Origin of the sequence: Caballeronia sp. ATUFL_F1_KS4A (assembly GCF_023630905.1) — a bacterium.
Lineage (GTDB): Bacteria > Pseudomonadota > Gammaproteobacteria > Burkholderiales > Burkholderiaceae > Caballeronia > Caballeronia zhejiangensis.
On sequence record NZ_JALQEB010000040.1, the window covers coordinates 25,584 to 49,567 of the forward strand.

At 63.5% G+C, this 23,984-nt stretch carries 22 protein-coding genes; 16 read left to right on the top strand and 6 right to left on the bottom strand.

Features of this window, described 5'->3' with window-relative positions:
• Positions 1-36: 36 nt before the first annotated feature.
• Positions 37-1,338 (top strand): 3-oxo-tetronate kinase, encoded by a 1,302-nt coding sequence (otnK, locus tag NCS03_RS27615; RefSeq protein ID WP_175981494.1) that lies wholly within the window; start codon positions 37-39, stop codon positions 1,336-1,338.
• Positions 1,338-1,973, top strand: coding sequence for a 3-oxo-tetronate 4-phosphate decarboxylase (gene otnC / locus NCS03_RS27620; protein WP_250530226.1), 636 nt, complete (start codon positions 1,338-1,340; stop codon positions 1,971-1,973). Before otnK ends, otnC begins: the two co-directional genes overlap by 1 nt.
• Before the next feature lie 132 nt (positions 1,974-2,105).
• Here the strand turns inward: otnC and NCS03_RS27625 are convergent, their stop codons facing one another.
• On the bottom strand, positions 2,106-2,891 hold the full coding sequence (locus tag NCS03_RS27625) for an IclR family transcriptional regulator (RefSeq protein WP_250437389.1): 786 nt from the start codon (positions 2,889-2,891) through the stop codon (positions 2,106-2,108).
• A 188-nt stretch (positions 2,892-3,079) separates the two neighbouring features.
• On the opposite strand from NCS03_RS27625, the gene NCS03_RS27630 reads away from it, so the two are divergent.
• Positions 3,080-4,363: an MFS transporter gene (locus tag NCS03_RS27630; RefSeq protein ID WP_250530259.1), complete on the top strand. Its 1,284-nt coding sequence runs from the start codon at positions 3,080-3,082 to the stop codon at positions 4,361-4,363.
• A gap of 4 nt (positions 4,364-4,367) precedes the next feature.
• Positions 4,368-4,814 (top strand): type II 3-dehydroquinate dehydratase, encoded by a 447-nt coding sequence (locus tag NCS03_RS27635; protein ID WP_008346936.1) that lies wholly within the window; start codon positions 4,368-4,370, stop codon positions 4,812-4,814.
• On the opposite strand, the gene NCS03_RS27640 is transcribed toward NCS03_RS27635, so the two are convergent.
• Together NCS03_RS27640 and NCS03_RS27645 are read right to left on the bottom strand one after the other, a co-directional pair.
• Positions 4,805-5,311 carry an NUDIX domain-containing protein gene (locus NCS03_RS27640; protein WP_175981487.1) on the bottom strand — a complete coding sequence of 169 codons (507 nt, stop codon included), beginning with the start codon at positions 5,309-5,311 and terminating at the stop codon, positions 4,805-4,807. The two genes, NCS03_RS27635 and NCS03_RS27640, sit on opposite strands and share 10 nt — an antisense overlap.
• A gap of 56 nt (positions 5,312-5,367) precedes the next feature.
• Positions 5,368-6,915: a methyl-accepting chemotaxis protein gene (locus NCS03_RS27645; protein WP_250530227.1), complete on the bottom strand. Its 1,548-nt coding sequence runs from the start codon at positions 6,913-6,915 to the stop codon at positions 5,368-5,370.
• 606 nt (positions 6,916-7,521) lie between these two features.
• Here NCS03_RS27645 and NCS03_RS27650 point away from each other — a divergent pair.
• Positions 7,522-8,409: a PTS sugar transporter subunit IIA gene (locus tag NCS03_RS27650; RefSeq protein WP_250503698.1), complete on the top strand. Its 888-nt coding sequence runs from the start codon at positions 7,522-7,524 to the stop codon at positions 8,407-8,409.
• Between the two features lie 14 nt (positions 8,410-8,423).
• Here the strand turns inward: NCS03_RS27650 and NCS03_RS27655 are convergent, their stop codons facing one another.
• The gene (locus tag NCS03_RS27655; RefSeq protein ID WP_250530228.1) at positions 8,424-8,882 is read right to left on the bottom strand and encodes a septal ring lytic transglycosylase RlpA family protein; all 459 of its coding nucleotides are present in this window, start codon (positions 8,880-8,882) and stop codon (positions 8,424-8,426) included.
• Positions 8,883-9,007: 125 nt separating this feature from the next.
• Here NCS03_RS27655 and NCS03_RS27660 point away from each other — a divergent pair, with 125 nt between their 5' ends.
• Complete coding sequence (locus tag NCS03_RS27660) at positions 9,008-9,601, top strand: BPSL1445 family SYLF domain-containing lipoprotein (protein WP_008346946.1); 594 nt, start codon at positions 9,008-9,010, stop codon at positions 9,599-9,601.
• 6 nt (positions 9,602-9,607) lie between these two features.
• On the opposite strand, the gene NCS03_RS27665 is transcribed toward NCS03_RS27660, so the two are convergent.
• Complete coding sequence (locus tag NCS03_RS27665) at positions 9,608-11,644, bottom strand: NADH:flavin oxidoreductase (RefSeq protein WP_250530229.1); 2,037 nt, start codon at positions 11,642-11,644, stop codon at positions 9,608-9,610.
• A gap of 122 nt (positions 11,645-11,766) precedes the next feature.
• Between NCS03_RS27665 and NCS03_RS27670 the strand changes: the two genes are divergently transcribed.
• Together NCS03_RS27670 and NCS03_RS27675 are read left to right on the top strand one after the other, a co-directional pair.
• Positions 11,767-12,390, top strand: a complete 624-nt coding sequence (locus tag NCS03_RS27670; RefSeq protein WP_250530230.1) for a TetR/AcrR family transcriptional regulator — start codon at positions 11,767-11,769, stop codon at positions 12,388-12,390.
• A gap of 156 nt (positions 12,391-12,546) precedes the next feature.
• Positions 12,547-13,530 carry a phytanoyl-CoA dioxygenase family protein gene (locus NCS03_RS27675; protein ID WP_250503709.1) on the top strand — a complete coding sequence of 328 codons (984 nt, stop codon included), beginning with the start codon at positions 12,547-12,549 and terminating at the stop codon, positions 13,528-13,530.
• 46 nt (positions 13,531-13,576) lie between these two features.
• On the opposite strand, the gene NCS03_RS27680 is transcribed toward NCS03_RS27675, so the two are convergent.
• On the bottom strand, positions 13,577-14,467 hold the full coding sequence (locus NCS03_RS27680) for a LysR family transcriptional regulator (RefSeq protein ID WP_008346954.1): 891 nt from the start codon (positions 14,465-14,467) through the stop codon (positions 13,577-13,579).
• Between the two features lie 97 nt (positions 14,468-14,564).
• On the opposite strand from NCS03_RS27680, the gene NCS03_RS27685 reads away from it, so the two are divergent.
• The 8 genes from NCS03_RS27685 (at position 14,565) to NCS03_RS27720 (ending at position 23,409) form a co-directional block, all read left to right on the top strand.
• Positions 14,565-15,764 carry a YbfB/YjiJ family MFS transporter gene (locus tag NCS03_RS27685; protein ID WP_250520110.1) on the top strand — a complete coding sequence of 400 codons (1,200 nt, stop codon included), beginning with the start codon at positions 14,565-14,567 and terminating at the stop codon, positions 15,762-15,764.
• A gap of 74 nt (positions 15,765-15,838) precedes the next feature.
• The gene (locus NCS03_RS27690; protein WP_250530231.1) at positions 15,839-16,711 is read left to right on the top strand and encodes a GNAT family N-acetyltransferase; all 873 of its coding nucleotides are present in this window, start codon (positions 15,839-15,841) and stop codon (positions 16,709-16,711) included.
• Between the two features lie 6 nt (positions 16,712-16,717).
• A complete protein-coding gene (locus NCS03_RS27695) occupies positions 16,718-17,644 on the top strand; it encodes a 2-hydroxyacid dehydrogenase (RefSeq protein ID WP_250437461.1) in 927 nt (308 codons plus the stop codon).
• 172 nt (positions 17,645-17,816) lie between these two features.
• Positions 17,817-19,226 carry an aspartate aminotransferase family protein gene (locus NCS03_RS27700; protein WP_175981466.1) on the top strand — a complete coding sequence of 470 codons (1,410 nt, stop codon included), beginning with the start codon at positions 17,817-17,819 and terminating at the stop codon, positions 19,224-19,226.
• 43 nt (positions 19,227-19,269) lie between these two features.
• On the top strand, positions 19,270-19,767 hold the full coding sequence (locus NCS03_RS27705) for an Lrp/AsnC family transcriptional regulator (protein ID WP_008346961.1): 498 nt from the start codon (positions 19,270-19,272) through the stop codon (positions 19,765-19,767).
• A 95-nt stretch (positions 19,768-19,862) separates the two neighbouring features.
• Positions 19,863-20,927 (top strand): tartrate dehydrogenase, encoded by a 1,065-nt coding sequence (locus NCS03_RS27710; RefSeq protein ID WP_008346962.1) that lies wholly within the window; start codon positions 19,863-19,865, stop codon positions 20,925-20,927.
• A 17-nt stretch (positions 20,928-20,944) separates the two neighbouring features.
• Complete coding sequence (locus NCS03_RS27715; RefSeq protein WP_008346965.1) at positions 20,945-22,417, top strand: NAD-dependent succinate-semialdehyde dehydrogenase; 1,473 nt, start codon at positions 20,945-20,947, stop codon at positions 22,415-22,417.
• Positions 22,414-23,409: a M14 family metallopeptidase gene (locus tag NCS03_RS27720; RefSeq protein ID WP_250441532.1), complete on the top strand. Its 996-nt coding sequence runs from the start codon at positions 22,414-22,416 to the stop codon at positions 23,407-23,409. Before NCS03_RS27715 ends, NCS03_RS27720 begins: the two co-directional genes overlap by 4 nt.
• The last annotated feature ends 575 nt before the right edge of the window (positions 23,410-23,984 follow it).

Consider the following 23,984-nt stretch of genomic DNA (forward strand, 5'->3'; position numbering starts at 1 on the left):
CACTGCCCCGTACAATCGGCCGCCGGAGGGAACACCATGCAAACAAGCCATCGCCGTCCCGTTCTGGGATGCATCGCCGACGATTTCACCGGCGCCACCGACCTCGCCAGCACGCTGGTGCGCGGCGGCATGCGTACGATCCAGACCATCGGCGTGCCAGCATCCGCCGTGCTCGACGATGTCGACGCGCTCGTCGTCGCGCTCAAATCGCGCACCATCGCTGCGGACGACGCCATCGCGCAGTCGCTCGCCGCGCTCGACTGGCTGCGCGGCCAGGGCTGCCGTCGGTTTTTCTTCAAGTACTGCTCGACCTTCGATTCGACCGATGCGGGCAACATCGGACCGGTTGCCGAGGCGCTGCTCGATGCGCTCGCCGACGGCGGCAAAGGCGACTTCGCGATCGCCTGCCCGGCGTTTCCGGAGAACGGGCGCACCGTGTATCGCGGACATCTGTTCGTCGGCGACGCGCTGCTCAACGAATCCGGCATGGAGAACCATCCGCTCACGCCGATGCGCGATCCCAACCTCGTGCGCGTGCTGCAGCGTCAGTCGAAGTCGACAGTCGGCCTGATCGCGAGCGCGACGGTCGCGGCGGGCGCCGATGCCGTGCGCGACGCGATCGCGAAGCTGCGCGCCGACGGCGTGCGCCTCGCCATCGCCGATGCGCTCACCGATGCCGACCTGCGCACGCTCGGCGAAGCGTGCGCTGAGTTGCCGCTCGTCACGGGCGGCTCGGGCGTCGCCATCGGATTGCCGGAAAATTTCCGCCGCGCGGGACTGATCGAGCCGAACGACAAGGCCGCCGATCTTCCGGCCGTCAGCGGCCCGGCGCTCGTTCTGGCAGGCAGCGCGTCGAAGGCAACCAACGCGCAGGTCGCGGAATGGCTCGAGACGCGCCCCGCGTACCGCATCGATCCGCGTGCGCTCGCGCGTGGCGAAGCCGTCGTCGAGGCAGCGCTCGCTTTCATCGATACGCACGCGATGCAGCCGGTGCTGGTCTATGCGACCGCCGCGCCCGACGAAGTGAGCGAAGTGCAACGCGAGCTGGGCGTCGCGGCGGCGGGCAAGCTCGTCGAGGATGCGCTCGCCGCCATCGCCCGCGAGGCGAAGGCGCGCGGCGTGCGCAAGTTCGTGGTGGCGGGCGGCGAGACCTCGGGCGCGGTGGTGCAGGCGCTCGGCGTCGACATGCTGCAGATCGGACCGCCGATCGATCCGGGCGTGCCCGTCACGGTCGCGCTCGGCGAGACGCCGCTCGTGCTCGCGCTCAAGTCGGGCAACTTCGGCGCACGCGATTTCTTCGCGAAGGCCCTGCGCTATGCCGAAGGAGAACGTTCGTGATGACCGACGCGAAATTGCGCGAGGAAATCTGCGCGGTCGGCGCGAGCCTCTATGCGCGCGGCTATACCGTGGGCAGCGCGGGCAATATCAGCGCGCGCTGCGACGATGGCTGGCTCATCACGCCGACCGACGCCTGTCTCGGGCGGCTCGATCCGGCGGACATCGCGAAGGTCGATGCGCAAGGCCGGCATGTGTCGGGCGCGCGGCCATCGAAGACGCTGGAACTGCATCGCCGAATCTACGAAAACAACGCCGACACGCGCGGCATCGTGCATACGCATTCCACTTCGCTCGTCGCGCTGACGCTCGCGGGCGTATGGAGCGATGAAGACGTGCTGCCGCCCATCACGCCGTACTACGTGATGAAGGTCGGGCATGTGCCGCTCGTGCGATACCGGCGTCCGGGCGACCCGCAGGTGGCCGCGGAAATCGCGCGGCGTGCGTCGTCCGTGCGGGCCGTATTGCTCGAACGGCTCGGGCCGGTAGTGTGGGAACGCAGCGTCTCGCACGCTTCGTATGCGCTCGAGGAACTCGAAGAAACCGCGCGTCTGTGGCTCATGACGACGCCGCGCCCCGCTCCGCTGGATCAGTCCGCCATCGCTGACTTGTGCGCGACTTTTGGCGTGCGCTGGTAGCGGCGCAGCAAGCGAATCGGTGAGATGTGCGTTCGATCGTCGACAGAACGCCGTCGCGATCAGAACTTGTGCACCAGGCCGATCCCGATGCCGCGCGAGTCGCTGCCGGGCGCGACCGAAAGGGCCGAACGCTCATCCCTTGCCGAGCGGCGGCCGGCTCGGAAATCCCGCGAGATTGCTCAACTGGGCCAGCTCATTGGAAGCTTCGAGCAGCAGGACCGAATACTCGTGAATCTTCTCGGCGGTCAGCCGCACGCGCGGACCGGCCAGGCTGATCACGCCAACGCAGCGCGAGCCGCTGACCACAGGCACGGCCACCGCCGACATGCGCGGCGCAAACACCTCGTCGATCATCGCGTAGCCACGCACGCGCGCCGCGTGCAGGAAACCGAGTAGCGCCTTGAGCGTCGTCGGCGCATTGGGTCCGAACTCGTTCGGCTGCCCGAAGCCCTGCTTCAGCACGAGCGCGGCCGCGCGTTCATCGGACATCGTCATGAGCCATGCGTGTCCGGTCGATGTGCACGAAAGCTGCGCTGCCTGGCCCATGTCGGGATCGTAGCGAAAGCCGGTGCGTTGCCCGTCTGCCTTCCCTACCCAGATGATCGCTTCACCGTCCACCAGCGACAGACGCGCCAGTTCGCCGGTCCGCGCGGCGACGCGTTCGATGATCGGCTGGGCGATATCCGCGATGCCCGTGAGGCTCAGGAATTCCAGCCCGTTCGATGTCATCCGCATGGTCAGGATGTAGCGGCCCTGATCGGCCATCTGCCTGACATAGCCGCCTTCGACGAGCTCGACGAGCACGCGGTGGCATGTGCTGCGCGGCAAGCCGAGCGCATCGGCGATGGCCAAAAGGCCCGCGCCTTCGCCTTGCGACGCGAGAAAGTCGAGGACACGCAGACCGTTTTTCAGCGACATCGTTTGGCTATTTTCGTGATATGAAACGCAGTTCCGGTGCGGAACGCCTCGCTTTGGCAGCGCAAACAATAGCATCTGTTCGTCACCAGAAACGAACGTTTGAAGATACCGAAAACTCAGGAGACGTCATGTCAGTCATCGCTGACCCAAACATTGCCGCGAGCGAACGATCCGCACAGGCTCACTTGATGGCGCGTCGCGCGGTGGCGGGCGCCACCGTCGGTACGGCGCTGGAATGGTTCGACTTCGCGTTGTACGGCGTGGCCGCGGCCACGATCTTTCCCAAGCTGTTCTTCCCGTCCCTCGACCCGACCGCCTCACTGCTCGCATCGCTCGCGAGCTTCTGGGCCGGGCTTGCCGCGCGGCCCCTCGGCGCGGTGATCTGCGGCATGCTCGGCGATCGCTGGGGACGCCGCAACCTCATGCTGATAACGGTCTCGGTGATGGGCGCGTCGTCGTTCCTGATGGGACTGCTGCCCACTTATCAGCAAGTCGGCATCCTCGCGCCCACGTTGCTGGTCTCGTTGCGCATCGTTCAGGGTTTCGCGCTCGGCGGGGAATCGACGGGCGCGCAATTGATGGCCGTCGAACACGCATCCGCTTCGAAGCGCGGGCTGTATTCGGGCCTGCTCGGCATTTGCTCGCCGCTCAGCCAGATACTCGCCAATCTCGCGCTCTTCACGTTGTCCGCCTTGCTGTCGGCCGATGACTTCGAATCGTTCGGATGGAGAATCCCGTTCCTCGCGAGTTTCGTGCTCGTGCTGCTCGGCATCTATATCCGCATGAAGGTCAGCGAGACGCCGGCATTCGAGGCGCTCAGGAAGAAAGGCGAAGGCGCGCGCGCCGCGAATCCGCTCGGCGTCGTATTCAAGTTCCACTGGCGCACCGCGCTGCGCCTCACGCTGTTCTTCTGCGGCCCGGCTGCGCTGTTCTATCTGATCGTGGTGTTCTCGCTCAGCTATCTGACGAAGAACCTCGGCGTGCCCAAACAGACCGGCTTCATGCTGCTGATGGTCGCCAATGTCTGCGCCATCGTGGGCGCTCTGGCGGGCGGCTATCTGAGCGACCGGATCGGGCGCAAGCGCGCGCTGATGATCGGCTCCTTCTGCACGCTGATCTGCTGCCTGATCTACTTTCCGATCCTCAATCAGCACTCCATCGCCATGACGATGGCCGTGATGGGCGCCTTCCTCGGCTTCACACAGTTCCAGAGCGGCATTCAGCCGGTGTGGTTCGCAGAATCGTTTCCGACCGAAGCGCGCTACACGGGCTCCGCGCTGTCCTACTCCGGCGCCAATCTGCTCACCGGCGGACCGATGCCGATCGTCGCGGTCGCGCTGCTCAATGCCTTTCACGGTTCACCGTGGGCCATCGTCGCTGTCTGCGGCTCGCTGAACCTGCTTTCCTTCCTCATGATCGCGACGTCGCGGGAAACCAAAGACACGTCCCTCGAACGCAGCGCTACCCACTGACACCATGGCTCGCAAACTCTACATTCTCAACGGCTCCAATCTGAATATGCTCGGCGCACGGGAGCCGCACATCTACGGGCATACGACGCTAAAGGACATCGAACAGAACTGTCTCGCGCTCGGCGAGACGCTCAAGTTCGACTGCGTATTCCGTCAGACCAACAGCGAAAGTCAACTGATCGACTGGATTCAGGAGGCGTTCTTGCAGGACGCCGCGCTGATCATCAACCCGGCAGGTTTTTCGTTCGGGCGGATTCCGGTGCTCGACGCGGTCAAGCTGATTCGCCGGCCGGTGGTGGAAGTGCACATCACGAACATTCATCGGCGCTCAGAGGAGTATCGCCATTCGACGATCTCGGTGGCCGCCACCGCGGTCATCTGCGGAGCCGGCGCGAACGGCTACTTGCTCGCGATCCGCGCGGTCGACGACCTCTGGGGCGATCAAAGCTGAGTCTCGCAATACGCGGCCGCTGCGTCCGTCAACGCAAGGCCGCGCAATTCTTCCGGCGACGCCCAATGCACGGCGATGATCTCGCGATTATCGAGCCGCAATTCGGGCATCGCATCGAGATGCAGCTCGAAGAAATGCACGGTGTCGCGCCGCCCGTCCCATATGCCGCACGCGCTGCCCGCAGGGCGTAGCGGATGCGACGTGAGGCCGATCTCTTCTTCGAGTTCGCGCAGCGCCGCGGCATGAGGCGTCTCGCCCGGGTCGATACTTCCGCCGGGCAAGTTCCATTCGAGCCGATACGACGGCTTCACCAGGAGGAGCATCGATCCGACGTAGATCGCCACGAGCGCGCCTTCGTGCTCAGGCTGTCGAAGGCTCCACCACGCGCGCGCGAGCCGGAACGCGACGCGAAGCATCACGCGCCAGACAGAGTCGATCAGCGTGGCCGGCCGCGCCTGGTCGTGATTGCGCGTGGGGGCTCGCTCCTTTCGTTGCATCGTCAGAGAGTCTTTCCGTTTCGTTGCGTTCATGCGGCACAGTTTATCGCGCGTGCTCATGCAGCCTGAACCGCGTCACCGCGCAATCTGAACACCGCCACCGCGTCACGCAGCGACGCGGACTGTTCCGCCAGCGCGTGCGCGGCCGCGGACGCCTGCTCGACCAGCGCGGCATTCTGCTGCGTGACTTCGTCCATTTGCGTCACGGCCAGATTGACTTGCTCGATGCCGCTGCGCTGCTCTTCCGACGCCGCCGAAATCTCGCCGACGACGCCCGTCACGCGTTGCACCGAACCGACGATATCGGCGATGATCGCGCCCGCATCGCGCACCAGCGCCGCACCGGTTTCGACGCGGCCCGTCGACTGTTCGATCAGCACCTTGATCTCCTTCGCCGCCGACGCGCTGCGTTGCGCGAGCGAGCGAACTTCGGCCGCGACGACCGCAAAGCCGCGCCCTTCCTCGCCGGCGCGCGCTGCTTCCACGGCCGCGTTCAACGCGAGGATGTTGGTCTGGAACGCGATGGCATCGATGACGGCGATGATCTCGCTCACCTTGCCCGAGCTTTCGGAGATGCCTTGCATGGTCTCGATGACCTGCTCCATCGTGTCGCCACCGGACGCAGCGGTTTGCCATGCGGTTTGCGCGAGCGACGACGCGGCGGCCGCGTGCTCCGCGTTCTGCCGCACGGTCGCCGTGATTTCTTCCATGCTGGCCGCGGTTTCCTGCAGCGATGCGGCCTGTTCCTCGGTACGCGAGGACAGATCGAGATTGCCCGATGCGATCTGCGCGCTCGCGGTCGCGACGCCTTCCGCGTTATGACGCACCTGCCCGACCACCTTCGCGAGACTCGTCTGCATGTGCTTGAGCGCGACGAGCAGTTCCGCGATTTCGTCCTTGCCGCGCGCATCGACCTCGAGCGACAGATCGCCCGTTGCAACAGCCTGCGCGCAGCCCAGCGCACGATTGAGCGGACGCGACACGCTGCGGCTGAACACATATCCGCCGATGAGCGCGAGCGCCAGCACGACGAGCATCAACGCGATGCTGGCGAACGATGCCTGCCGCGCATCGGCGTCGGCTTGCGCGGAGACGCGGGCGCTGTCGGCGGCGATTTTCCTCGCGGCCTGTTCGAGCAGCTCGGCCGGTTCACGGTCGACGCCTGCAACTGCGCTATCCCCGGCAGATGCCTCGAATCCCGCCGACTTGAACGCTTCGAAGCCGCGCCGGTATCCCGTGCCCATCGCGAGGTGCGCGGACGCGAATCGCTCGATCAGATCGCGGCCTTCTCCTGCGGGCAGCGTGCGCTTGAGTTCGTCCGCGAGCTTGTTGACGGTGCGCTCGCGGGTTTCGAAAGCGCTCCAGTACTTCTCCAGCTTCTGCGGATCCTTGCCGCGCAGGAGCGTGTCCTTCCACTCCTGCACCTGCAGCTTGAACGTGACGAGCATCTCCGAAACCATGCGCTCGCTGGCGACGTTGGCCGCGACTTCGGTGCGGTACGCGTCGATGGAGCCGTTGAGCGCGAAAATGCCATAGAGGGCGCCGGCGAACATCAAAACGAGCGCGGCGGCGAATGCGAGGGGAATCTTGAGACTGAGTTTCATCGGGAAAGTGTGGATAGACGCTGCGAGCGCTTTGGGAAGCGGATCGCTGGTTTATCGGCAACCCCGGCCGGAACTGGAGGGCGGCGAGCCCGAAAAACGCCATGAGCCGCCCGTTTGGGATCAGTTACGGACGGCCATTCCATCGACGAACCCGGCTATTCTGAAATGGCGCTTTGGCCCCCGCCTCGGCGCGCTCGCAACGCATGGCCCGCCCTCTCTCACGGCGGGCTTTTTCTCGTATCGGTGACAGATTGAGCAAAGAATTGACGGTAATCGACCGCCATATTCAAGACTGCAAGGGGATGATCGCCCGGCAGCAGACGCGCCTCGCAAAGCAAAGGCAACTCGGACGCGAAGATCAGTCTTCCGCGTATCTTCTACGCTGCCTGCAACATAACCTGCATGCACTGATCGGCGCGCGCGTCGCGTTTTGCTCTTCCGACGTGCGGGATTTGTCCCTTCCGTCCCTCTGATCACGATGCAAAGCGCCGTGAGCGCTTCATACGAGTCTCGCTCTCCACACGCCTGAGCATTTTTACGTCGTCTTCATGTGCGCGGGTTTATGCTGAAGTGCTTGCTTCGCCACGCGTCCATAAAGGAGTCGACATGGTCAGCGCGCTGTCAGCCTTCATCGCGCGATTGGGCTTCGCGAGAACCGCGCCGGGCCGCGTCGCGCCATTCGGCGAGAGCCGTCATGTGATGGTTCACGTAACCATCGACGCAAAACATGCCACGCCGCTGCGCCGCTCGCTCGTGCGCGACTGCGTGGGCGAACCGTGGACGATACGCGTCACGCCACTGCACGAACGCGATCGCGTCCGGCTCACGCTGATCCTGCCGCGAACGGCCCTCCACGGCGCGATCGATCGTCTGTCCGACGTCGCGCCATCGGCAAAAGTAAGCGGCTTGCTCGAAGTTCCGGACACGCCTTCCGATGCCTGGCGCAACCTCATGGAACGCAGCGTTTCGATCGGCGGTGATTCGGCGGCGCATATCGTCAAGCCGCGCGACGAACCGACTTCGCTATCCGGCCTGCTGACGCCGGAGCACATATTGCTCGGCGCGGATATCGCGAATCGGGACGCGCTTTTCAGCACGATCGGACGCTTCGTCGACGATCGATATGGATTCGCGGCGGATCAAGTCACGTCATGCCTCGCGGCCCGCGAGGCGCTCGGTTCGACCGCGCTTGGCGAAGGCGTTGCCGTCCCGCACGGACAACTCGAAGAAGTGAATCAGGCGATGGCGCTATATATCCGCCCCGCAGCGCCGATTCCCTACGCCGCGCCCGATGGAAAGCCCGTAACGGATGTGATCGCCCTCTTCGTTCCCGAGCGCGTGAGCATGACGCATCTGCATTTGCTCGGTGAAGTCGCGGAGCACTTTTGCGATCATCGGTTCCGCGAGCAACTTCATTTCTGCCGCAATGCGACTGCGGTATGCAGGCTTTTCGCGGATTTCCCCGTCAGCGGACCCGCGCGAAGCGCGACGTAATTTATTTCGCCATCCTACTTTTCTTCCGCCTGCGGAACTTCGATCGGCTTCACTTCGACGGGTGCGGTGCCATCCTTTTTGATCCCGAGCTTGTCCGCCGTCTTCGGGGATACATCGACGATCCGGTTCTTCGCATAAGGACCGCGGTCCTTGATCTCGACGACATCGCTGTTGCCGTTCTCGAGATTCGTGACGCGCGCCTTGGTGCCGAGCGGAAGGGTCTTGCTCGCGGCCGCGTTGGACTGCGGATCCATGTGTGTGCCATCGGCCATTTTTTTCTTGTAGAACTTGCGGCCGTAGTACGAAGCCTCGCCCTTGCGCGGCTTGCCTGAGCGATCGATCCCGCTTGCATGCGCGGCCTTCGCCTTGGTGTGATGACGATGATGATTCGGCGATGCCGTCTCGTGCGCCGCATAAGCGCTGCTCAAACACGTCGACATCAACACGCATACGAATGCCCGAAGCCGCTTCATGTTCTTATCCTCTCGAATCCGATGTCTCGACTTTGCATCGGCGTAGCAGACTTCGGACCGTTTCCCTCTGCGCAATACGCTTGTATAGTGCGAGAGCCCACGATACTGTCGATGAGAGGAACCGTATGAATCAGAAGAACAAGAGGCGTCTTTTGCTCACCGGCGGCATGGCGGCGGCGGCGCTGTGCATTGCCGGATGCACGACCACGGGTCCGTCGTCCGGCGAAACCGCAGCCGGCACGGCCGATCGCGATCGCGCCATCGACGCCGCCGTCGATGCGACGCTGCAACGGTTATATGTTTCCGTGAACGGCTCGCGCGAACTCGTGAGCAAAGCGCGCGGCGTGCTCGTTTTTCCTCGCGTGATCGCGGCGGGCTTCTGGTTCGGCGCGCAATATGGCGAAGGCGCATTGCGTATCGATGGCCGCACCGACGGCTACTACAGCACGGCGGGCGGCTCGTTCGGCTTGCAGATTGGCGCGCAATCGAAAGCGATCATCTATGTGTTCCTGACCGACGATGCGCTCGCGCAATTCCGTCGGCGCGACGGCTGGGCGGCCGGCACCGATGCGACCGTCGCGGTCGCCAGGCTCGGCGCGAACGGCCAGCTCGATACGACCACGGCCACCAATCCCGTCGAGGTCTTCGTGCTGACGAATGCCGGTCTCATGGCCGGCGTGTCGCTCGAAGGCACGAAGGTCAGCCGGCTGAGTCCGTAACCGCGCTCACAGATCCTTCACCAGACGAAGCGCGTCATAGATCGCGGCGTGCGTGTTGCGCGCCGATACGGCATCGCCGATTCTGAAAAGCTGGAACTGTCCTTCGGGATTCGTCTCTCCGCTCTGCGGCCTGCCGTCGATGAGTTCGTCGTAATTCACCGCGCCGCGGTTTTTCGATAGCGGCTTGAGCTCGAAGTAAAGCTCGTCCATCGGAATCGTGCCGTGATTGACGACGATCTGATCGTGACGCTGCTCCTTCGTCACGCCGCCGTAATCGCTGCCGATGGTCGCCACCAGTTCACCGCCTTCGCGACGCACCGATTCCAGCCGGAACGTCACCGTGAAGGTGGTCGCGAGCTTTTGCAGCGAGCGCATGTAGGGCACGAGATTCATGCTCATGACTTCGGGCGAGAACGAGCGGTCGGGCGTCATCACTTCCACCTTGCCGCCCGCCTGCGCGATCGTTTCGGCAGCCTGAAGCGCGGCGTGATCGCCGGCATCGTCGAAGATGAGCACGTTCGCGCCGGGCTTCACGTCGCCGGAAATGATGTCCCACGACGAGACCACATGCTCGTTGCCTTCGCTGCAAACCTCCGTGTGCGGCATGCCGCCGGTCGCGACGATCACTACATCGGGTTGCGCCGCGCGCACCGTTTCCTTATCCGCCCACGTATTGAACTTGAACCGCACGCCGAGCTTTTCGCACTGCGCCATGCGCCAGTCGATGATGCCCATCATCTCCTTGCGGCGGACGTTCTGCGCGGTGAGACGAATCTGGCCGCCGGGATCGTTCATCGCTTCGAGCACGACGACGTCATGCCCGCGCTCGCCCGCGACGCGCGCCGCTTCGAGTCCCGCCGGCCCCGCGCCGACGATGACGATCCTGCGCTTCGTCGCGGCCGGCGCGATGGTGTGCGGCATCTCGAGCTCGCGGCCCGTCGCGGCATTGTGGATGCACAGCGCCATGCCGCCCTGATAGATGCGATCGAGACAATAGTTCGCGCCCACGCACGGACGGATGTCGTCCTCCCTGCGCTCGATGATCTTGCGCACGATATGCGGATCGGTCATGTGCGCGCGCGTCATGCCGACCATGTCGAGCTTGCCGGCTTCGATCGCATAGCGCGCCGTGGCGACGTCCTGAATGCGCCCGGCATGAAACGTCGGAAAGTCCGTCGCCCGCCTGATCTCGCCCGCGAACTCCAGATGCGGCGCGCTCTTCATGCCCATGATCGGGATCACGTCGGTCAGGGCGGCATCCGTTTCCAGATGCCCGCGAATGACGTTGAGAAAATCGACGAGACCGCTGTTCTTGAGGCGCATCGAAATCTCGATGCCCTCTTCCTTCGTGATGCCGCCCGCGAGCATTTCATCGGCCGTATAGCGAAGGCCGACGAGAAAGCGCTCCCCGACGCGCTCGCGAATCGCGCGCAACACATCGAACGTGAAGCGCATGCGGTTATCGAGCGAACCGCCATATGGACCTTCGAGCGTATTCGTCAGAGGCGACCAGAACTGGTCCATCAAATGACCATACGATTCGATCTCCATCCCGTCGAGCCCGGCTGCTTTCATGCGCTCGGCCGCATCCGCGAAATCGCGCACGATGCGTTCGATGTCCCAGTCTTCCAGCTTCTTCGGGAAGGTCCTGTGCGCAGGCTCGCGGCAATGCGAAGGCGACACCGCGGGCAGCCAGTCGCCCGTGTCCCAGCGCGTGCGCCGGCCCAGATGCGTCAGCTGGATCATCACCTTCGCGCCGTGCTCGTGACATTCGTCGACGAGATCCTTCATCCACGGCACCACTTCGTCCTTGTACGCGAGGATGTTGTTGAAAACCGGCGGACTGTCCTTCGAAACCGCTGCGGAGCCGGCTGTCATCGTCAACGCGATTCCCGCTTTCGCCCTTTCGACGTGATACGCCCGATAACGCTCCTTCGGCATCCCGTCGTCGGCGTAAGCCGGTTCATGCGAGGTCGTCATGATCCGGTTTCGAAACGTGAGATGTTTCAGCGTATAGGGCTGCAGCAGCGGATCCGTGGACATGAGCGCCTCTTCGAAGCAAGTGGGAACGAACGCCGGTTGTGAATCAAGCGTAGAAGCTCTGTACACATGTGTCAAGTAGAGAGACAATGGTGTACAGCCGAACGCATACAGGAAAAAACGAAATGGATCAGACCCTCGACGCGGTGCGCGGCTCCGCCGACATGTGGCTGGACGCGGCGTACGAAGGGCTTCTCGAAGGAGGCGTGGATGCGGTCCGCATACTTCCGCTCGCGAAGAAGCTGAATCTTTCGCGCACGAGTTTTTACTGGTTCTTCAAGGACCGCGAGGAACTGCTTGCCGCGTTGCTCGGCCGATGGAAGCAGAAGAACACCGGCCACTGGATCGAACGAACCGAGGCATACGCGGACAGCGTGTGCGAAGCGATGCTCAACGTCTTCGACTGCTGGTTCGACGATTCGCTCTTCGACTCGCGCTTCGAAGCCGCGATGCGCAGTTGGTCGCAGCAATCGCAGGAGATCGCGGAGCAGATGGCGCAGGACGATGCGCAACGCATCGCGGCATTGACGGCGCTGTTCGTGCGCTTCGACTATGAACCGCGCGCCGCCGACGTCCGCGCGCGCGTCGCGTATTACACGCAGGCCGGCTATGTGTCGATGAAGCCCCACGAAGACATGGCGGTGCGCATGTCGCGCATTCCGGAATACGTCGAAGTTTTCACCGGCGTGCGGCCGCAGCAACACGAGCTTCAGCGCTTCTACTCGCGGCGCAACTTCGAGTTCGAGTGAGCGGCCGCTTATTGCCGCTTATTGCAGCTTATTGCCGCTTGAGGCCAATCCCTTGGCGGAATCGGTCAGGTGCGACGTGAGTCCGATCGCCCGGCATAGGCTTGTGCGAAACATTCAGTCCGCGTGCAGCCGGTCTATTCCGCCTTTGGGGCCATCATGTACAAAATCCTCAGTCCGATTGGAACCGAGATAGAAATTCCGGAAACGGTCGAAGAAAATTCGGCCACGTTCGACCTGACCGACCTCGCTGGCGCAAAGCAATACTACGAGGAAAACGGCTATGTGGTCGTGCGCCGCGTCGTGGACGGGGCCGCGTGCGATTCGATCCGCAATGCATTCGATAAAACGGTCAAGCAGTACCCGGGATACATCTACCGGCAGGCCACTGCGAATCCGGAAAAAAACCGGATCAACGAATACGGCTTCGTGATGAATCCGCTGCTCAACCTTCAGTCGCTCGGCGACGTAGCGTTCGCGCCGCTCAAGAATCTCGCGGTGAAGGCGTTCGCGAGCAGGCCTGTCAAAGCCATTACACGCGAGATTTTTTCGGAAGAAGGCAAGCTCGTGCAGAGCATGTATTTCGAAGGCAACGCGGAGACGTGGCCGCATCAGGACACGTATTACCTCGATAGCGAATTGATCGGCACGATGGTCGGATGCTGGTACGCGCTCGAAGATATCGACGCGGGAGCCGGGCGTTTCTTCGTCGTGCCGCAAAGTCATCGCATCGACATGGTGAAGAACGGAAAAAACTTCGACGTCGCGTTCAATCACGGCCAGTACAAGGAGCTGGTCAAGAAGATCCTCTCCGAACAACGGCTCGAATTTCGCGCGCCATTCCTGCAGAAGGGCGACGTGCTTCTATGGAATTCGAAAACGATTCACGGCAGTCTGCGCACGACGCGTCCGCAATTTTCGCGCAGCTCTCTGACGTCGCATTTCATTCCGGTTTCTCACCGCTTCCTGCAGTTCCAGTCGAAGATCAAGCCGCTGAATCTGCGCGAGTTCAACGGCATGGCGTTCAATTGCCCGAAGGACATGGAGCGGTTATCGAGCCGCGTCGTGCTGGGCATCGAAACGACCTTTCCCAGGACATTCCAGATGGCAAAGAAACTGGCCATCAAGGCGCTCGTGAAATGAGCTTCGCTCGAGTCATTCGATAGCGAGCGGATGCCGGACGACATCGTCACGCCGCCTTTGCGTCATCGGGACGTTCCGCCAGAAGCTCGCGCATCGCGTTGAGCGCGGCCGAAAAATGCCCTTTGCGCCAGACGAGCAAGGTGTCGATGCGACCGAATTCGCCCATCGGATGCAGATCCACTTCGTCATCCAGACGCGCGAGTTCGAGCACCGAGCGCGGCGCCACCGCGACGCCCGCACCGGCCGCCACGCACGCGACGATCGCGTGATACGAACCCAGTTCCAGCACCCGCGCGGGACGGATGCCCTGCTGCTCGTACCAGCGCGTCGCGTATGAGCGATACGCGCAGCCACGCTCGAACGCGATGAGCGTGAGGCCGGCGCTCGCCTGCGCCATCGTCGACGGATGCTGCCCGCGCGGCGTGACGAGCGTCAGTTCCTCCTCGAACACTGGCACGGACTCGAATTGCTCGGCGGGCAGCGTGTCGGGCTCGATCGGCCGCGCCATCACCGCCGCGTCGACTTCGAACGCACGCACGCTGTCGATGAGCGCGCGCGTCACGCCCGTCGTCAGTTCGAGCGTGACCTGCGGCCAGCGCTGGTGATACGCGGCCAGCACGCGCGGCAGACGGCTCGCGGCGGTGCTCTCCATCGTCCCGAGCCGCAGCCGCCCCTGCGGACGATTCTCGCTGACCGCATGACGCGCCTCCTCCGCGAGCGCGAGCAGACGTTCGGCATACGGCAGCAGGGTTTCGCCGGCGGGCGTCAGCACGAGACGGCGGCCATCGCGGATGAAGAGATCGGTGCCGAGCGTCTCCTCAAGTTGACGGATGCGCGTCGTCACGTTCGACTGCACGCGATTGAGCTTCGCGGCCGCGCGCGTCACGCCGTTTTCGCGCACGACGGCCCTGAAAATGTTCAATGCAGACAAATCCATGATCTTTTCCGAAGATTGATCGCATCTCGATTATTCATTTTTCAAGATGGATCGGTCAAGCTACGATGGGGTTTATTCCTTCTTCGCCGACCGACTCATGGCCTCGCACGCTCACGCTTCGCCGCTGCCCGCGCATCACGCCCGAAACGCCGCGCTCGCGTGCGCCGTCGTGCTGGCGGTGGCGCTCGGCGTCGGCCGGTTCGCCTTCACGCCGCTCCTCCCGCTGATGCTCAACAGCGGCGCGCTCGATATCCGGCACGGCGGCTGGCTCGCATCGGCCAATTACGCCGGCTATCTGATCGGCGCGTTGTCGTGCGCGGCGATCCGCATCGATCACGCGCGCATGGTGCGTCTCGCGCTCGCGGGGACCATCGCGCTGACGCTCGCGATGGGCATCATCCATCTCTTCTGGATGTGGGCCGCGATACGTTTCGCGGCGGGCGTCGTCAGCGCGTGGGCCTTCGTGTTCGCGTCGCAATGGGGATTGCGCCGGCTCGCGGAACTCGATGCGCACGGTCTCGCCGGCGTCATCTACGCGGGGCCGGGCGTGGGCATCGTCGCGACCGGTTTGCTCGGCGCGGCCGCCGCGGCGCTCGGCGTGCCCGCGCCATCGGTATGGATCGGATTCGCGCTCTGCTCGGCGGTGGCGGGCGTGTTCGTGTGGCAGGCGTTCGCGCATCGGGCGCCGGTCGCGCGCAGCCCGGCGCATGCCGCCAAAAGCGTGGCGAACGCATCGGCGCGCGTCGATTCGATCGGGCTCGTCGGCCTTTACGGTCTCGCGGGATTCGGCTACATCATCACCGCGACGTTTCTGCCCGTCATCGCGCGACAGGCCTTGCCGGCCTCGCCGTGGCCTGATCTCTTCTGGCCTGCCTTCGGACTGGCGCTGATCGCCGGCGCGCTGGTCGCCGCGCGGCTGCCGCTGTCGTGGGACAACCGGCTGCTTTGCGCTGCGTGCTATCTGATTCAGGCGCTCGGCATCTTGCTCGGCATCGTGTTTCCGAGCGCGCTCGGCTTCGGCATCGGCAGTCTGCTGCTGGGCTTGCCGTTCACGGCCATCACCCTGTTCGCGATGCGCGAAGCGCGCCGTCTGCGTGGCGAAGCCGCAGCCGGATTGATGGGATACGCGACCGCCTCATACGGGCTCGGTCAGATCGCGGGACCGCTCGTCGCCGCACCGATCGCCGCGCACACCGGATCGTTTTCCATCGCGTTGTGGATCGCGGTCGCGGCGCTCGGATTCGGCGCGGCCGGATTGACGTGGCTCGGAATGCGCAACAAGGCAAGCGCCGCGTAAGCAACAGGATCGTCCTATCCGCGCGCGAGGGCCGCGTGTCACAGTGGCGGGCATCCTCTGACGTGGAGCATGCCGTGTCCGCTGCCGAAACATCCACTCTGCTGTATCGCCCTTTCACCGCCGATGACATCGCCGCCGCTCACGCGCTTTCGGTCGAAGTCAAATGGCCGCATCGCGCCGACGACTGGCGCTTCGTGCTCGACGCCGGCGCGGGCTTCATCGCGCAGGAAGGCGAGCGTGTCGTCGGCACCGCGCTGTGCTGGAAGTACGGCGACGATGGCGGATCGCTCGGCATGGTGATCGTCGCGCCGGACTGCCAGGGCAAAGGCATCGGCCGCAAGCTGATGGAACTGCTGCTCGAAGCGCTCGGCAAGCGCATCACCGTGCTGCACGCGACGCCCGCGGGCGAGCCGCTTTACGCGAAGCTCGGGTTCGCGCGCATCGGTGCGATTCATCAGCATCAATCCGCCGATTTCGCCGTGCCGCGCATCGATCTCGCGCAAGGCGAGCGCCTGCGTGCAATCGATCCGCGCGATACGAATGCACTCGTCGCGCTTGCATCGCGCGCAAGCGGACTCGATCGAAGCGCGCTCCTGCCTGCGTTGCTGAAAGTTGCCGACGGCATCGTGCTCGAACGCGACGGCGAAGTGCTGGGCTTCGCACTGATCCGCGAATTCGGGCGCGGCCATGCAATCGGTCCGGTGGTTTCCGTCACCGCCGACGCGCAGCACGCGCGCCGCGCGCAAGCGCTCATCGCCCATTGGCTCGCGCGTGACGAAGGCAAGTTCACGCGCATCGACACGCCCGATGAAAGCGGCTTGTCGGCGTGGCTCGAAAGCATCGGCATGAAACGCGTCGATACCGTCATCAAGATGGCGCGCAATGGCACGCCGCCGCGTGACGCATCGGTAGCGCAGTTTGCGATCATCAACCAGGCGCTGGGTTGAACGCCGATGACGATCCTCTATAAAGCCGATCCCGAACGCGGCAAGCAATGGGCCACGCACTTCGCGCTGAAAGCGCCCGACGTGCCGTTTCGCGTATGGCCCGATATCGGCGATGCCAATGCCGTGCGCTATCTCGCCGCGTGGCAGCCGCCCGCGGATGTCATGCAGACATTCCCCAATCTCGACGTGATCTTCTCGGTCGGCGCGGGCATCGATCAGTTCGACCTGTCCGGCGTGCCGCCGCATGTCGCGGTCGTGCGGATGACGGAGCCGGGCATCGTCGAAGGCATGGTCGAGTATGTGACGCAAGCCGTGCTCACGATTCATCGCGATCTTTTCGATTACGCCGCGCAGCAACGCGAGCGCGTGTGGCGCGAGATGCCGGTGCGCGCGGCTTCGACGCGGCGCGTCGGCGTGCTCGGTCTCGGCATGCTCGGCACCGCCGTGCTGAACACGCTGCGTGCGTTCGGCTTCGATTGCGCGGGCTGGAGCCGTTCGCCGCATGAGATCGAAGGCGTCGAATGTCATGCGGGCGCGGCATCGCTCGATGCGTTTCTCGCGCGCACCGATATCCTCGTGTGCCTGCTGCCGCTCACGGATGCGACGCGCGGGCTTATCGGCAAACGCGTGTTCGAGACCTTGCCGAAGGGCGCATCGTTCATCAATGTCGGGCGCGGTCCGCATGTGATCCAGCAGGATCTGCTCGATGCGCTCGATAGCGGGCATCTGAACGCCGCGATTCTCGACGTCACCGATCCCGAGCCCTTGCCGCGCGAGCATCCTTTCTGGACGCATCCGCGTGTGCGTCTCACGCCGCATATCGCGAGCGCCACGCGGCCCGAAACCGCCGTCGAAATGGTGTTGGAGAACTTGCGCCGTCATCGCGCGGGCGAGCGCATGATCGGCGAAATCGACCGCACGCGCGGCTATTGAATCGTCGGGCAAAGACCGCGAAGGCCGCAGCAGAAAATGCTGCGCGCCCCCCGCAAAACGCTGCGGATTCGCTTTTTGGCGATTTTTTTGGCGATGCACGCGATGCGGCTCTGCCGATAGTATGAAACGGTCAAGAGCCATTCCGCCCCCTTCGCGAAGAGAGAGCCGCATCATGTCGATCAAGTCGCTTGTCGAGTCCGACCGTAAGCATCTGATTCATCCAGTCGTCAGTTATCGCGCGCATGAAGCGCGCGGCGTCACCGTGCTCGATTCCGCCGATGGCGTGTTCCTGCGCGACATCGAAGGCCGCGAACTGCTCGATGCGTTCTCCGGCCTGTGGTGCGTGAACACGGGTTATGGACACGCGAGCATCGTCGAGGCCGCCGCGAAGCAGATGGCGAAACTGCCCTACGCCACGGGCTATTTTCATTTCGGCTCGGAGCCTGCCATCGAACTCGCCGCGAAGCTCGTCGAGCTCGCGCCTGCTTCGCTGCAACATGTGTACTTCACGCTCGGCGGCTCCGATGCCGTCGATTCCGCGCTGCGCTTCATCACGCACTACTACAACGCGACGGGCCGTCCGTCGAAGAAGCATTTCATCGCGCTGCAACGCGGCTATCACGGATCGTCGTCGATCGGCGCGGGCATGACCGCGTTGCCTGCGTTCCATCGCAACTTCGATTTGCCGCTGCCGACGCAGCATCACATTCCTTCGCCGTACGCGTACCGCAACGATTACGCCGATGACGCCGCGCTCATCGCCGCTTCGGTGCAAGCGCTCGAAGCCAAGGTCGCGGAACTCGGCGCGGACAACGTCGCCGCATTCTTCTGCGAGCCGATTCAAGGCTCGGGCGGCGTGATCGTGCCGCCCAAAGGCTGGCTGAAGGCGATGCGCGAAGCGTGCCGCAAGCTCGATATCCTCTTCGTCGCGGATGAAGTCATCACGGGCTTCGGCCGCACTGGCCCGCTCTTCGCGTGCGAAGGCGAAGGCGTCGAGCCCGATCTGATGACGGTCGCGAAGGGACTCACCGCGGGTTATGCGCCGATGGGCGCGGTCCTCATGTCCGATGCGGTCTACCAGGGCATCGCGGATGGCGGAGATGTGTCGGCGGTCATCGGTCATGGACATACGTATTCGGCGCATCCGGTGAGCGCAGCGATCGGCCTCGAAGTGATGCGGCTGTATCACGAAGGCGGCCTGCTCGCGAATGCGCAATCGCTGGCGCCGCGTTTCGCGCAAGGGCTCGACGCGTTGCTCGATCATCCGCTCGTCGGCGATTCGCGGCATCGCGGCTTGCTCGGCGCGCTCGAACTCGTCGCCGATAAGAACAGCAAGCGCGGCTTCGATGCATCGCTCAAGCTGCCCGACCGCATTGCCGCCGCAGCTTATGCAAACGGCCTCGTGTTCCGCGCATTCGGCGATAACATTCTCGGCTTCGCGCCCGCGCTTTGTTATACCGAAGCGAACTTCGACATGCTGTTCGAGCGCCTCACGAAGACACTCGACGATGTACTCGCGCAAAGCGACGTGCGCGATGCATTGAAAGGCGCATCGGGCTTTAGTTCGCGCGCGGCTGCGTGATAACATCGACCGACCGCCGACATGCGAGACCGAACCCGCCGCGATGAGCACCGACAGCAAGCTGGACCGAATCGATCTGCGTATCCTCTCGCAATTGCAGAAGCGCGGGCGCATCACGAACGTGGAACTCGCCGATGCGGTCGGCCTCTCGCCCAGCCCTTGCCTGATTCGCGTGAAACGGCTGGAAAAGGCGGGTTATATCGTCGGTTATGGCGCGCAGATTCAGCTCGAAAAGCTCGGCGACGTGCAGGTGGTCTTCACCGAAGTCACGCTCGCCGATCATCGCCGCGAAGACTTCATCAACTTCGTGAATGCCGTGAAGGATGTCGACGAGATCGTCGAATGTCATCTCGCGAGCGGCGGTTACGACTATCTGCTCAAGTTCGTCACGCGCAGCGTGAGTCACTATCAAAGTATTATCGAAGGGCTGCTGGAGCGCGGCATCGGCATCGAGAAGTACTTCAGCTACGTCATCATCAAGACGTCGTTCGTGAAGACGCATTACCCGCTCGAAACGCTCTTCTCGCAGAACCATCACTGAGGCGCGCGCCTCTCATTCTCATGCATTCAACGGACGCACGCGCTTTATGCACGTGCGTGCTTTTTATCGTCGATCATTTTCACGCGGAGTAGCACATGTCCAGCAAATATCGTATTGCCGTGATTCCGGGCGACGGCATCGGCAAGGAAGTGATGCCCGAAGCAGTGCGCGCGCTCGACGCGGTGAGCAAGCGCTTCGGTATCGAACTGGAGTACCGGCATATCGAATGGGCAAGTTGCGATTACTACGCGCAGCACGGCCAGATGATGCCGGACGACTGGAAGGCGCAGTTGCAAGATGCCGATGCGATCCTGTTCGGCGCGGTCGGCTGGCCCGATACCGTTCCCGACCATATCTCGCTGTGGGGCTCGCTGCTCAAATTCCGGCGCGAGTTCGATCAATACATCAATCTGCGCCCCGCTCGTCTTTTCGATGGCGTGCCCTCGCCGCTCGCGAATCGCAAGGCGGGCGATATCGACTTCATGATCGTGCGCGAGAACACCGAAGGCGAGTATTCATCGGTCGGCGGCACGATGTTCGAAGGCACCGAACGCGAGTTCGTATCGCAGACGTCGATCTTCACGCGCAAGGGCGCGGAGCGCGTGTTGAAGTTCGCATTCGATCTTGCGCAAAAGCGCGAGAAGAAAGTTACCGTCGCAACTAAAAGCAACGGCATTTCGATCAGCATGCCGTGGTGGGATACGCGCGCCGCCGAAATCGCCGCGCAGTATCCCGAGATCAAGTGGGACAAGCAGCACATCGACATTCTGTGCGCGCGCTTCGTACTGAGCCCGGATCGCTTCGATGTGGTCGTCGCCACCAATCTCTTCGGCGACATTCTTTCCGATCTCGGTCCGGCCTGCACGGGCACGATCGGCATCGCGCCTTCGGCCAACATGAATCCGGAGCGCAACTTCCCGTCGTTGTTCGAGCCGGTGCATGGCTCCGCGCCGGATATCGCGGGCAAGGGCATCGCGAATCCCGTCGCGATGATCTGGTCGGCGGCGATGATGCTCGACTTCCTCGGCGAACGCGAAGCACACGATGCGATGCTTGCCGCGATCACGGCGGTATTGAAGGAAGGTCCGCATACGGGCGATCTCGGCGGCAAGGCGAAGACGACGGAAGTCGGCGCGGCCATTGCGCAAATGCTCGCCTGACTTTTCTGGAGACCATCATGACGCAACGATATGAACTGAGCGATCTGATTCGCGCCGATAACTTCATCGACGGCAAATGGGTTGCCGCTGCAAGCGGCCGACGCTTCGCCGTCACCGATCCCGCGACGGGCGACGTCATCGCGCAAGTGGCCGACAGCGGCCCCGCCGATGCCCGCGCCGCCACCGATGCCGCCGCGCGCGCCTTCCCCGCGTGGCGCGATACGCTGCCGAAAGATCGCGCCGCGGTCCTGCATCGCTGGCACGCGCTGATCGTCGAGCATGCCGATGCGCTCGGACGTCTCATCTCGCTCGAACAGGGCAAGCCCTTCGCGGAAGGCCGCGGCGAGGTGATGTACGGCGCGTCTTACGTCGCGTGGTTCGCGGACGAAGCCACGCGCATCTACGGCGACATCATTCCGCAGCAGCAACGCGGCAAGCGCATGAGCGCGGTGAAGGAACCGGTCGGCGTCGTCGCTGCGATCACGCCGTGGAATTTCCCGCTCGCGATGATTGCGCGCAAGATCGCGCCCGCGCTCGCGGCGGGTTGCACGGTCGTCGGCAAGCCGGCCGAAGATACGCCGCTCACGGCGCTCGCGCTCGTGATGCTCGCCCATGAAGCGGGCGTGCCGGCGGGCGCGTTGAATCTCATCAGTGCATCGCGCGAAAACGCGCAGGACGCGGTCGCCGACTGGCTCGAAGATGGCCGCGTGCGCAAGATCACCTTCACCGGCTCGACGCCGGTGGGCAAGTATCTCGCGCGGGAATCGGCGGGCACGTTGAAGAAGCTGTCGCTGGAACTCGGCGGCAATGCGCCTTTCATCGTATTCGACGATGCCGATCTCGATGCCGCCGTGACCGGATTGATGGCATCGAAATTCCGCAATGGCGGACAGACTTGCGTGTGCCCGAATCGCGTCTATGTGCAGTCGTCCGTGTATGACAAGTTCGCTGACCTGCTCGCGAAGCGCGTCGCCGCATTGAAAGTTGCGCCTGCAACTGATTCCGATGCGCAGATCGGCCCGATGATCAACGCGCGCGCGGTCGAAAAGATCGAGCGTCATGTAAACGACGCGTTGAAGCGCGGCGCACGCGCGCTGACGGGCGCCAAGCGTCTCGCGGAACTCGGCCCCAACTATTACGCGCCGACCGTGCTCGCCGATGCAACGTCCGACATGCAGTTGAGCTGCGAAGAAACCTTCGGCCCGGTCGTGCCGCTGTTTCGCTTCGACGACGAAGCCGAGGCGATCCGCGCCGCCAATGACACGCCTTTCGGCCTCGCAGCGTACTTCTATAGCCAGAACCTGAAGCGCATCGATCGCGTATCGCGTCTGCTCGAATCGGGACTCGTCGGCATCAACGAAGGCGCGATTGCGAGCGAGGCCGCGCCGTTCGGCGGCGTCAAGGAATCGGGCTATGGTCGCGAAGGCTCGAAGTACGGCCTCGACGATTACCTCTCGATCAAATATCTCTGCCAGGGCGGGCTCGAATGAACGCGCATTCAAACGCATACCCGATCGAGATCGCGTTCCCCGATATCGGCGCGCATGCCTCGGGCAACGCGGGCGTGCCGTATGTGCATACGTTCGATTCGGGCATCGACGGTCCGCATGTGATGATCAACGCGCTCACGCACGGCAACGAAGTGTGCGGCGCGATCGTCGTCGATGCCTTGCTGCGTGCCGGACTGCGCCCGCGGCGCGGCAAGCTCACGCTCGCGTTCGCGAACGTCGATGCTTACGCGCGTTTCGATGCGAGCAAGCCCGATGCATCGCGCTTCGTCGATCAGGACTTCAATCGCGTATGGACCGCGCAAGCGCTCGATGACATGTCGCGCGATTCGAGCGAGCTGCGCCGCGCCCGCGCGATGCGGCCCGTCATCGATACGGTGGACCTTCTGCTCGATCTTCATTCGATGCACGAGAAGAGCAAGCCGTTGATCGTCGCGGGACCGCTCGATAAAGGCATCGACTTGTCGGCGAGGCTCGGCACGCCTGCGACCGTGATCTGCGACGAAGGTCATCCGGAAGGACGGCGCATGCGCGATTACGAAGGCTTCGGCGATCCTTCGAGCGACAAGAACGCGTTGCTCATCGAATGCGGACAGCACTGGGAAGCGAATGCCGTGACCGTCGCGCGCGACGTGACCGCGCGCTTTCTTTTGCTATCCGGCGTGATCGACGAAGAAGACTTGCCCGCCGGATGGGTTCAGCCATCGCCGCAGGAAATGCTCGTTGTGCGTGTGACGGAACCGGTCGTCGCCAGGAGCATGGACTTCCGTTTCGCCGATGCCTACACGGGGCTCGAAGTGTTTCCGAAAGCGGGCAGCGTGATCGGCTGGGCGGAGGGCGTTGCGGTCGAAACGCCCTATGACGATTGCATGCTCGTGATGCCGTCGCTGCGGCAGTTGCGTCCGGGCGTGACGGTCGTGCGGCTCGGCAAGATCGAACGGCGCATTCGAGTTGCAGGTGGTTTGGCTCGTTGAAGCACTGTTCTACGGTTGTGATGTGAGGTCGCCGGATCCCGTGTACTTGTCGGTCTATCAGCGCTGCCCCTGTGCGGGGCGGCACTCACTTTCCTTCCAGTAGTCGCCGGATCCCGCTTTCGCGTCGGTCTATTAGCGTTGCCCCTGTGCGGGGCGGCACTCACTTTCTTTGCTGCTGCAAAGAAAGTAAGCAAAGAAAGCAGCTTTTCAGGCCCGCGGTCACACGCAATTTGGGTAGTTCTCTCGTCCTCGATGGCACTCGCCTAAAGAGTGCCCTCATCACAATAACCGGGCTTGGCTCGCGCACGGTCCGCCGCCCAATAACTTCGAGCGCGCTGGTTCAGCACGAAAGACCTTCGGCACAGCGCTACGCGCTGCCGCCGGGTCTGCAAGGGAAACCGGCGTGATGCACGCGCGGCGAGATGGAGACGTTTTTAGAGAAGCACGCGCATTCCCGATTGACCGGTCGGCCGCGAAGCGAGCCGGAGCTATTTGGTGCTGAACCAGTTTGTTGGGTGGTGCGATGTGGCAGACCGTGCGCGAGCCAAGCCCGATGGGGCCTATGAGGGCACTCT

Excerpts from the sequence above, each read along its gene's own strand:
- otnK (WP_175981494.1), top strand. The coding sequence starts at position 37 with ATGCAAACAAGCCATCGCCGTCCCGTTCTGGGATGCATCGCCGACGAT.
- otnC (WP_250530226.1), top strand. The coding sequence starts at position 1,338 with ATGACCGACGCGAAATTGCGCGAGGAAATCTGCGCGGTCGGCGCGAGC.
- NCS03_RS27625 (WP_250437389.1), bottom strand. The coding sequence starts at position 2,891 with ATGTCGCTGAAAAACGGTCTGCGTGTCCTCGACTTTCTCGCGTCGCAA.
- NCS03_RS27630 (WP_250530259.1), top strand. The coding sequence starts at position 3,080 with ATGGCGCGTCGCGCGGTGGCGGGCGCCACCGTCGGTACGGCGCTGGAA.
- NCS03_RS27635 (WP_008346936.1), top strand. The coding sequence starts at position 4,368 with ATGGCTCGCAAACTCTACATTCTCAACGGCTCCAATCTGAATATGCTC.
- NCS03_RS27640 (WP_175981487.1), bottom strand. The coding sequence starts at position 5,311 with ATGCAACGAAAGGAGCGAGCCCCCACGCGCAATCACGACCAGGCGCGG.
- NCS03_RS27645 (WP_250530227.1), bottom strand. The coding sequence starts at position 6,915 with ATGAAACTCAGTCTCAAGATTCCCCTCGCATTCGCCGCCGCGCTCGTT.
- NCS03_RS27650 (WP_250503698.1), top strand. The coding sequence starts at position 7,522 with ATGGTCAGCGCGCTGTCAGCCTTCATCGCGCGATTGGGCTTCGCGAGA.
- NCS03_RS27655 (WP_250530228.1), bottom strand. The coding sequence starts at position 8,882 with ATGAAGCGGCTTCGGGCATTCGTATGCGTGTTGATGTCGACGTGTTTG.
- NCS03_RS27660 (WP_008346946.1), top strand. The coding sequence starts at position 9,008 with ATGAATCAGAAGAACAAGAGGCGTCTTTTGCTCACCGGCGGCATGGCG.
- NCS03_RS27665 (WP_250530229.1), bottom strand. The coding sequence starts at position 11,644 with ATGTCCACGGATCCGCTGCTGCAGCCCTATACGCTGAAACATCTCACG.
- NCS03_RS27670 (WP_250530230.1), top strand. The coding sequence starts at position 11,767 with ATGGATCAGACCCTCGACGCGGTGCGCGGCTCCGCCGACATGTGGCTG.
- NCS03_RS27675 (WP_250503709.1), top strand. The coding sequence starts at position 12,547 with ATGTACAAAATCCTCAGTCCGATTGGAACCGAGATAGAAATTCCGGAA.
- NCS03_RS27680 (WP_008346954.1), bottom strand. The coding sequence starts at position 14,467 with ATGGATTTGTCTGCATTGAACATTTTCAGGGCCGTCGTGCGCGAAAAC.
- NCS03_RS27685 (WP_250520110.1), top strand. The coding sequence starts at position 14,565 with ATGGCCTCGCACGCTCACGCTTCGCCGCTGCCCGCGCATCACGCCCGA.
- NCS03_RS27695 (WP_250437461.1), top strand. The coding sequence starts at position 16,718 with ATGACGATCCTCTATAAAGCCGATCCCGAACGCGGCAAGCAATGGGCC.
- NCS03_RS27700 (WP_175981466.1), top strand. The coding sequence starts at position 17,817 with ATGTCGATCAAGTCGCTTGTCGAGTCCGACCGTAAGCATCTGATTCAT.
- NCS03_RS27705 (WP_008346961.1), top strand. The coding sequence starts at position 19,270 with ATGAGCACCGACAGCAAGCTGGACCGAATCGATCTGCGTATCCTCTCG.
- NCS03_RS27710 (WP_008346962.1), top strand. The coding sequence starts at position 19,863 with ATGTCCAGCAAATATCGTATTGCCGTGATTCCGGGCGACGGCATCGGC.
- NCS03_RS27715 (WP_008346965.1), top strand. The coding sequence starts at position 20,945 with ATGACGCAACGATATGAACTGAGCGATCTGATTCGCGCCGATAACTTC.
- NCS03_RS27720 (WP_250441532.1), top strand. The coding sequence starts at position 22,414 with ATGAACGCGCATTCAAACGCATACCCGATCGAGATCGCGTTCCCCGAT.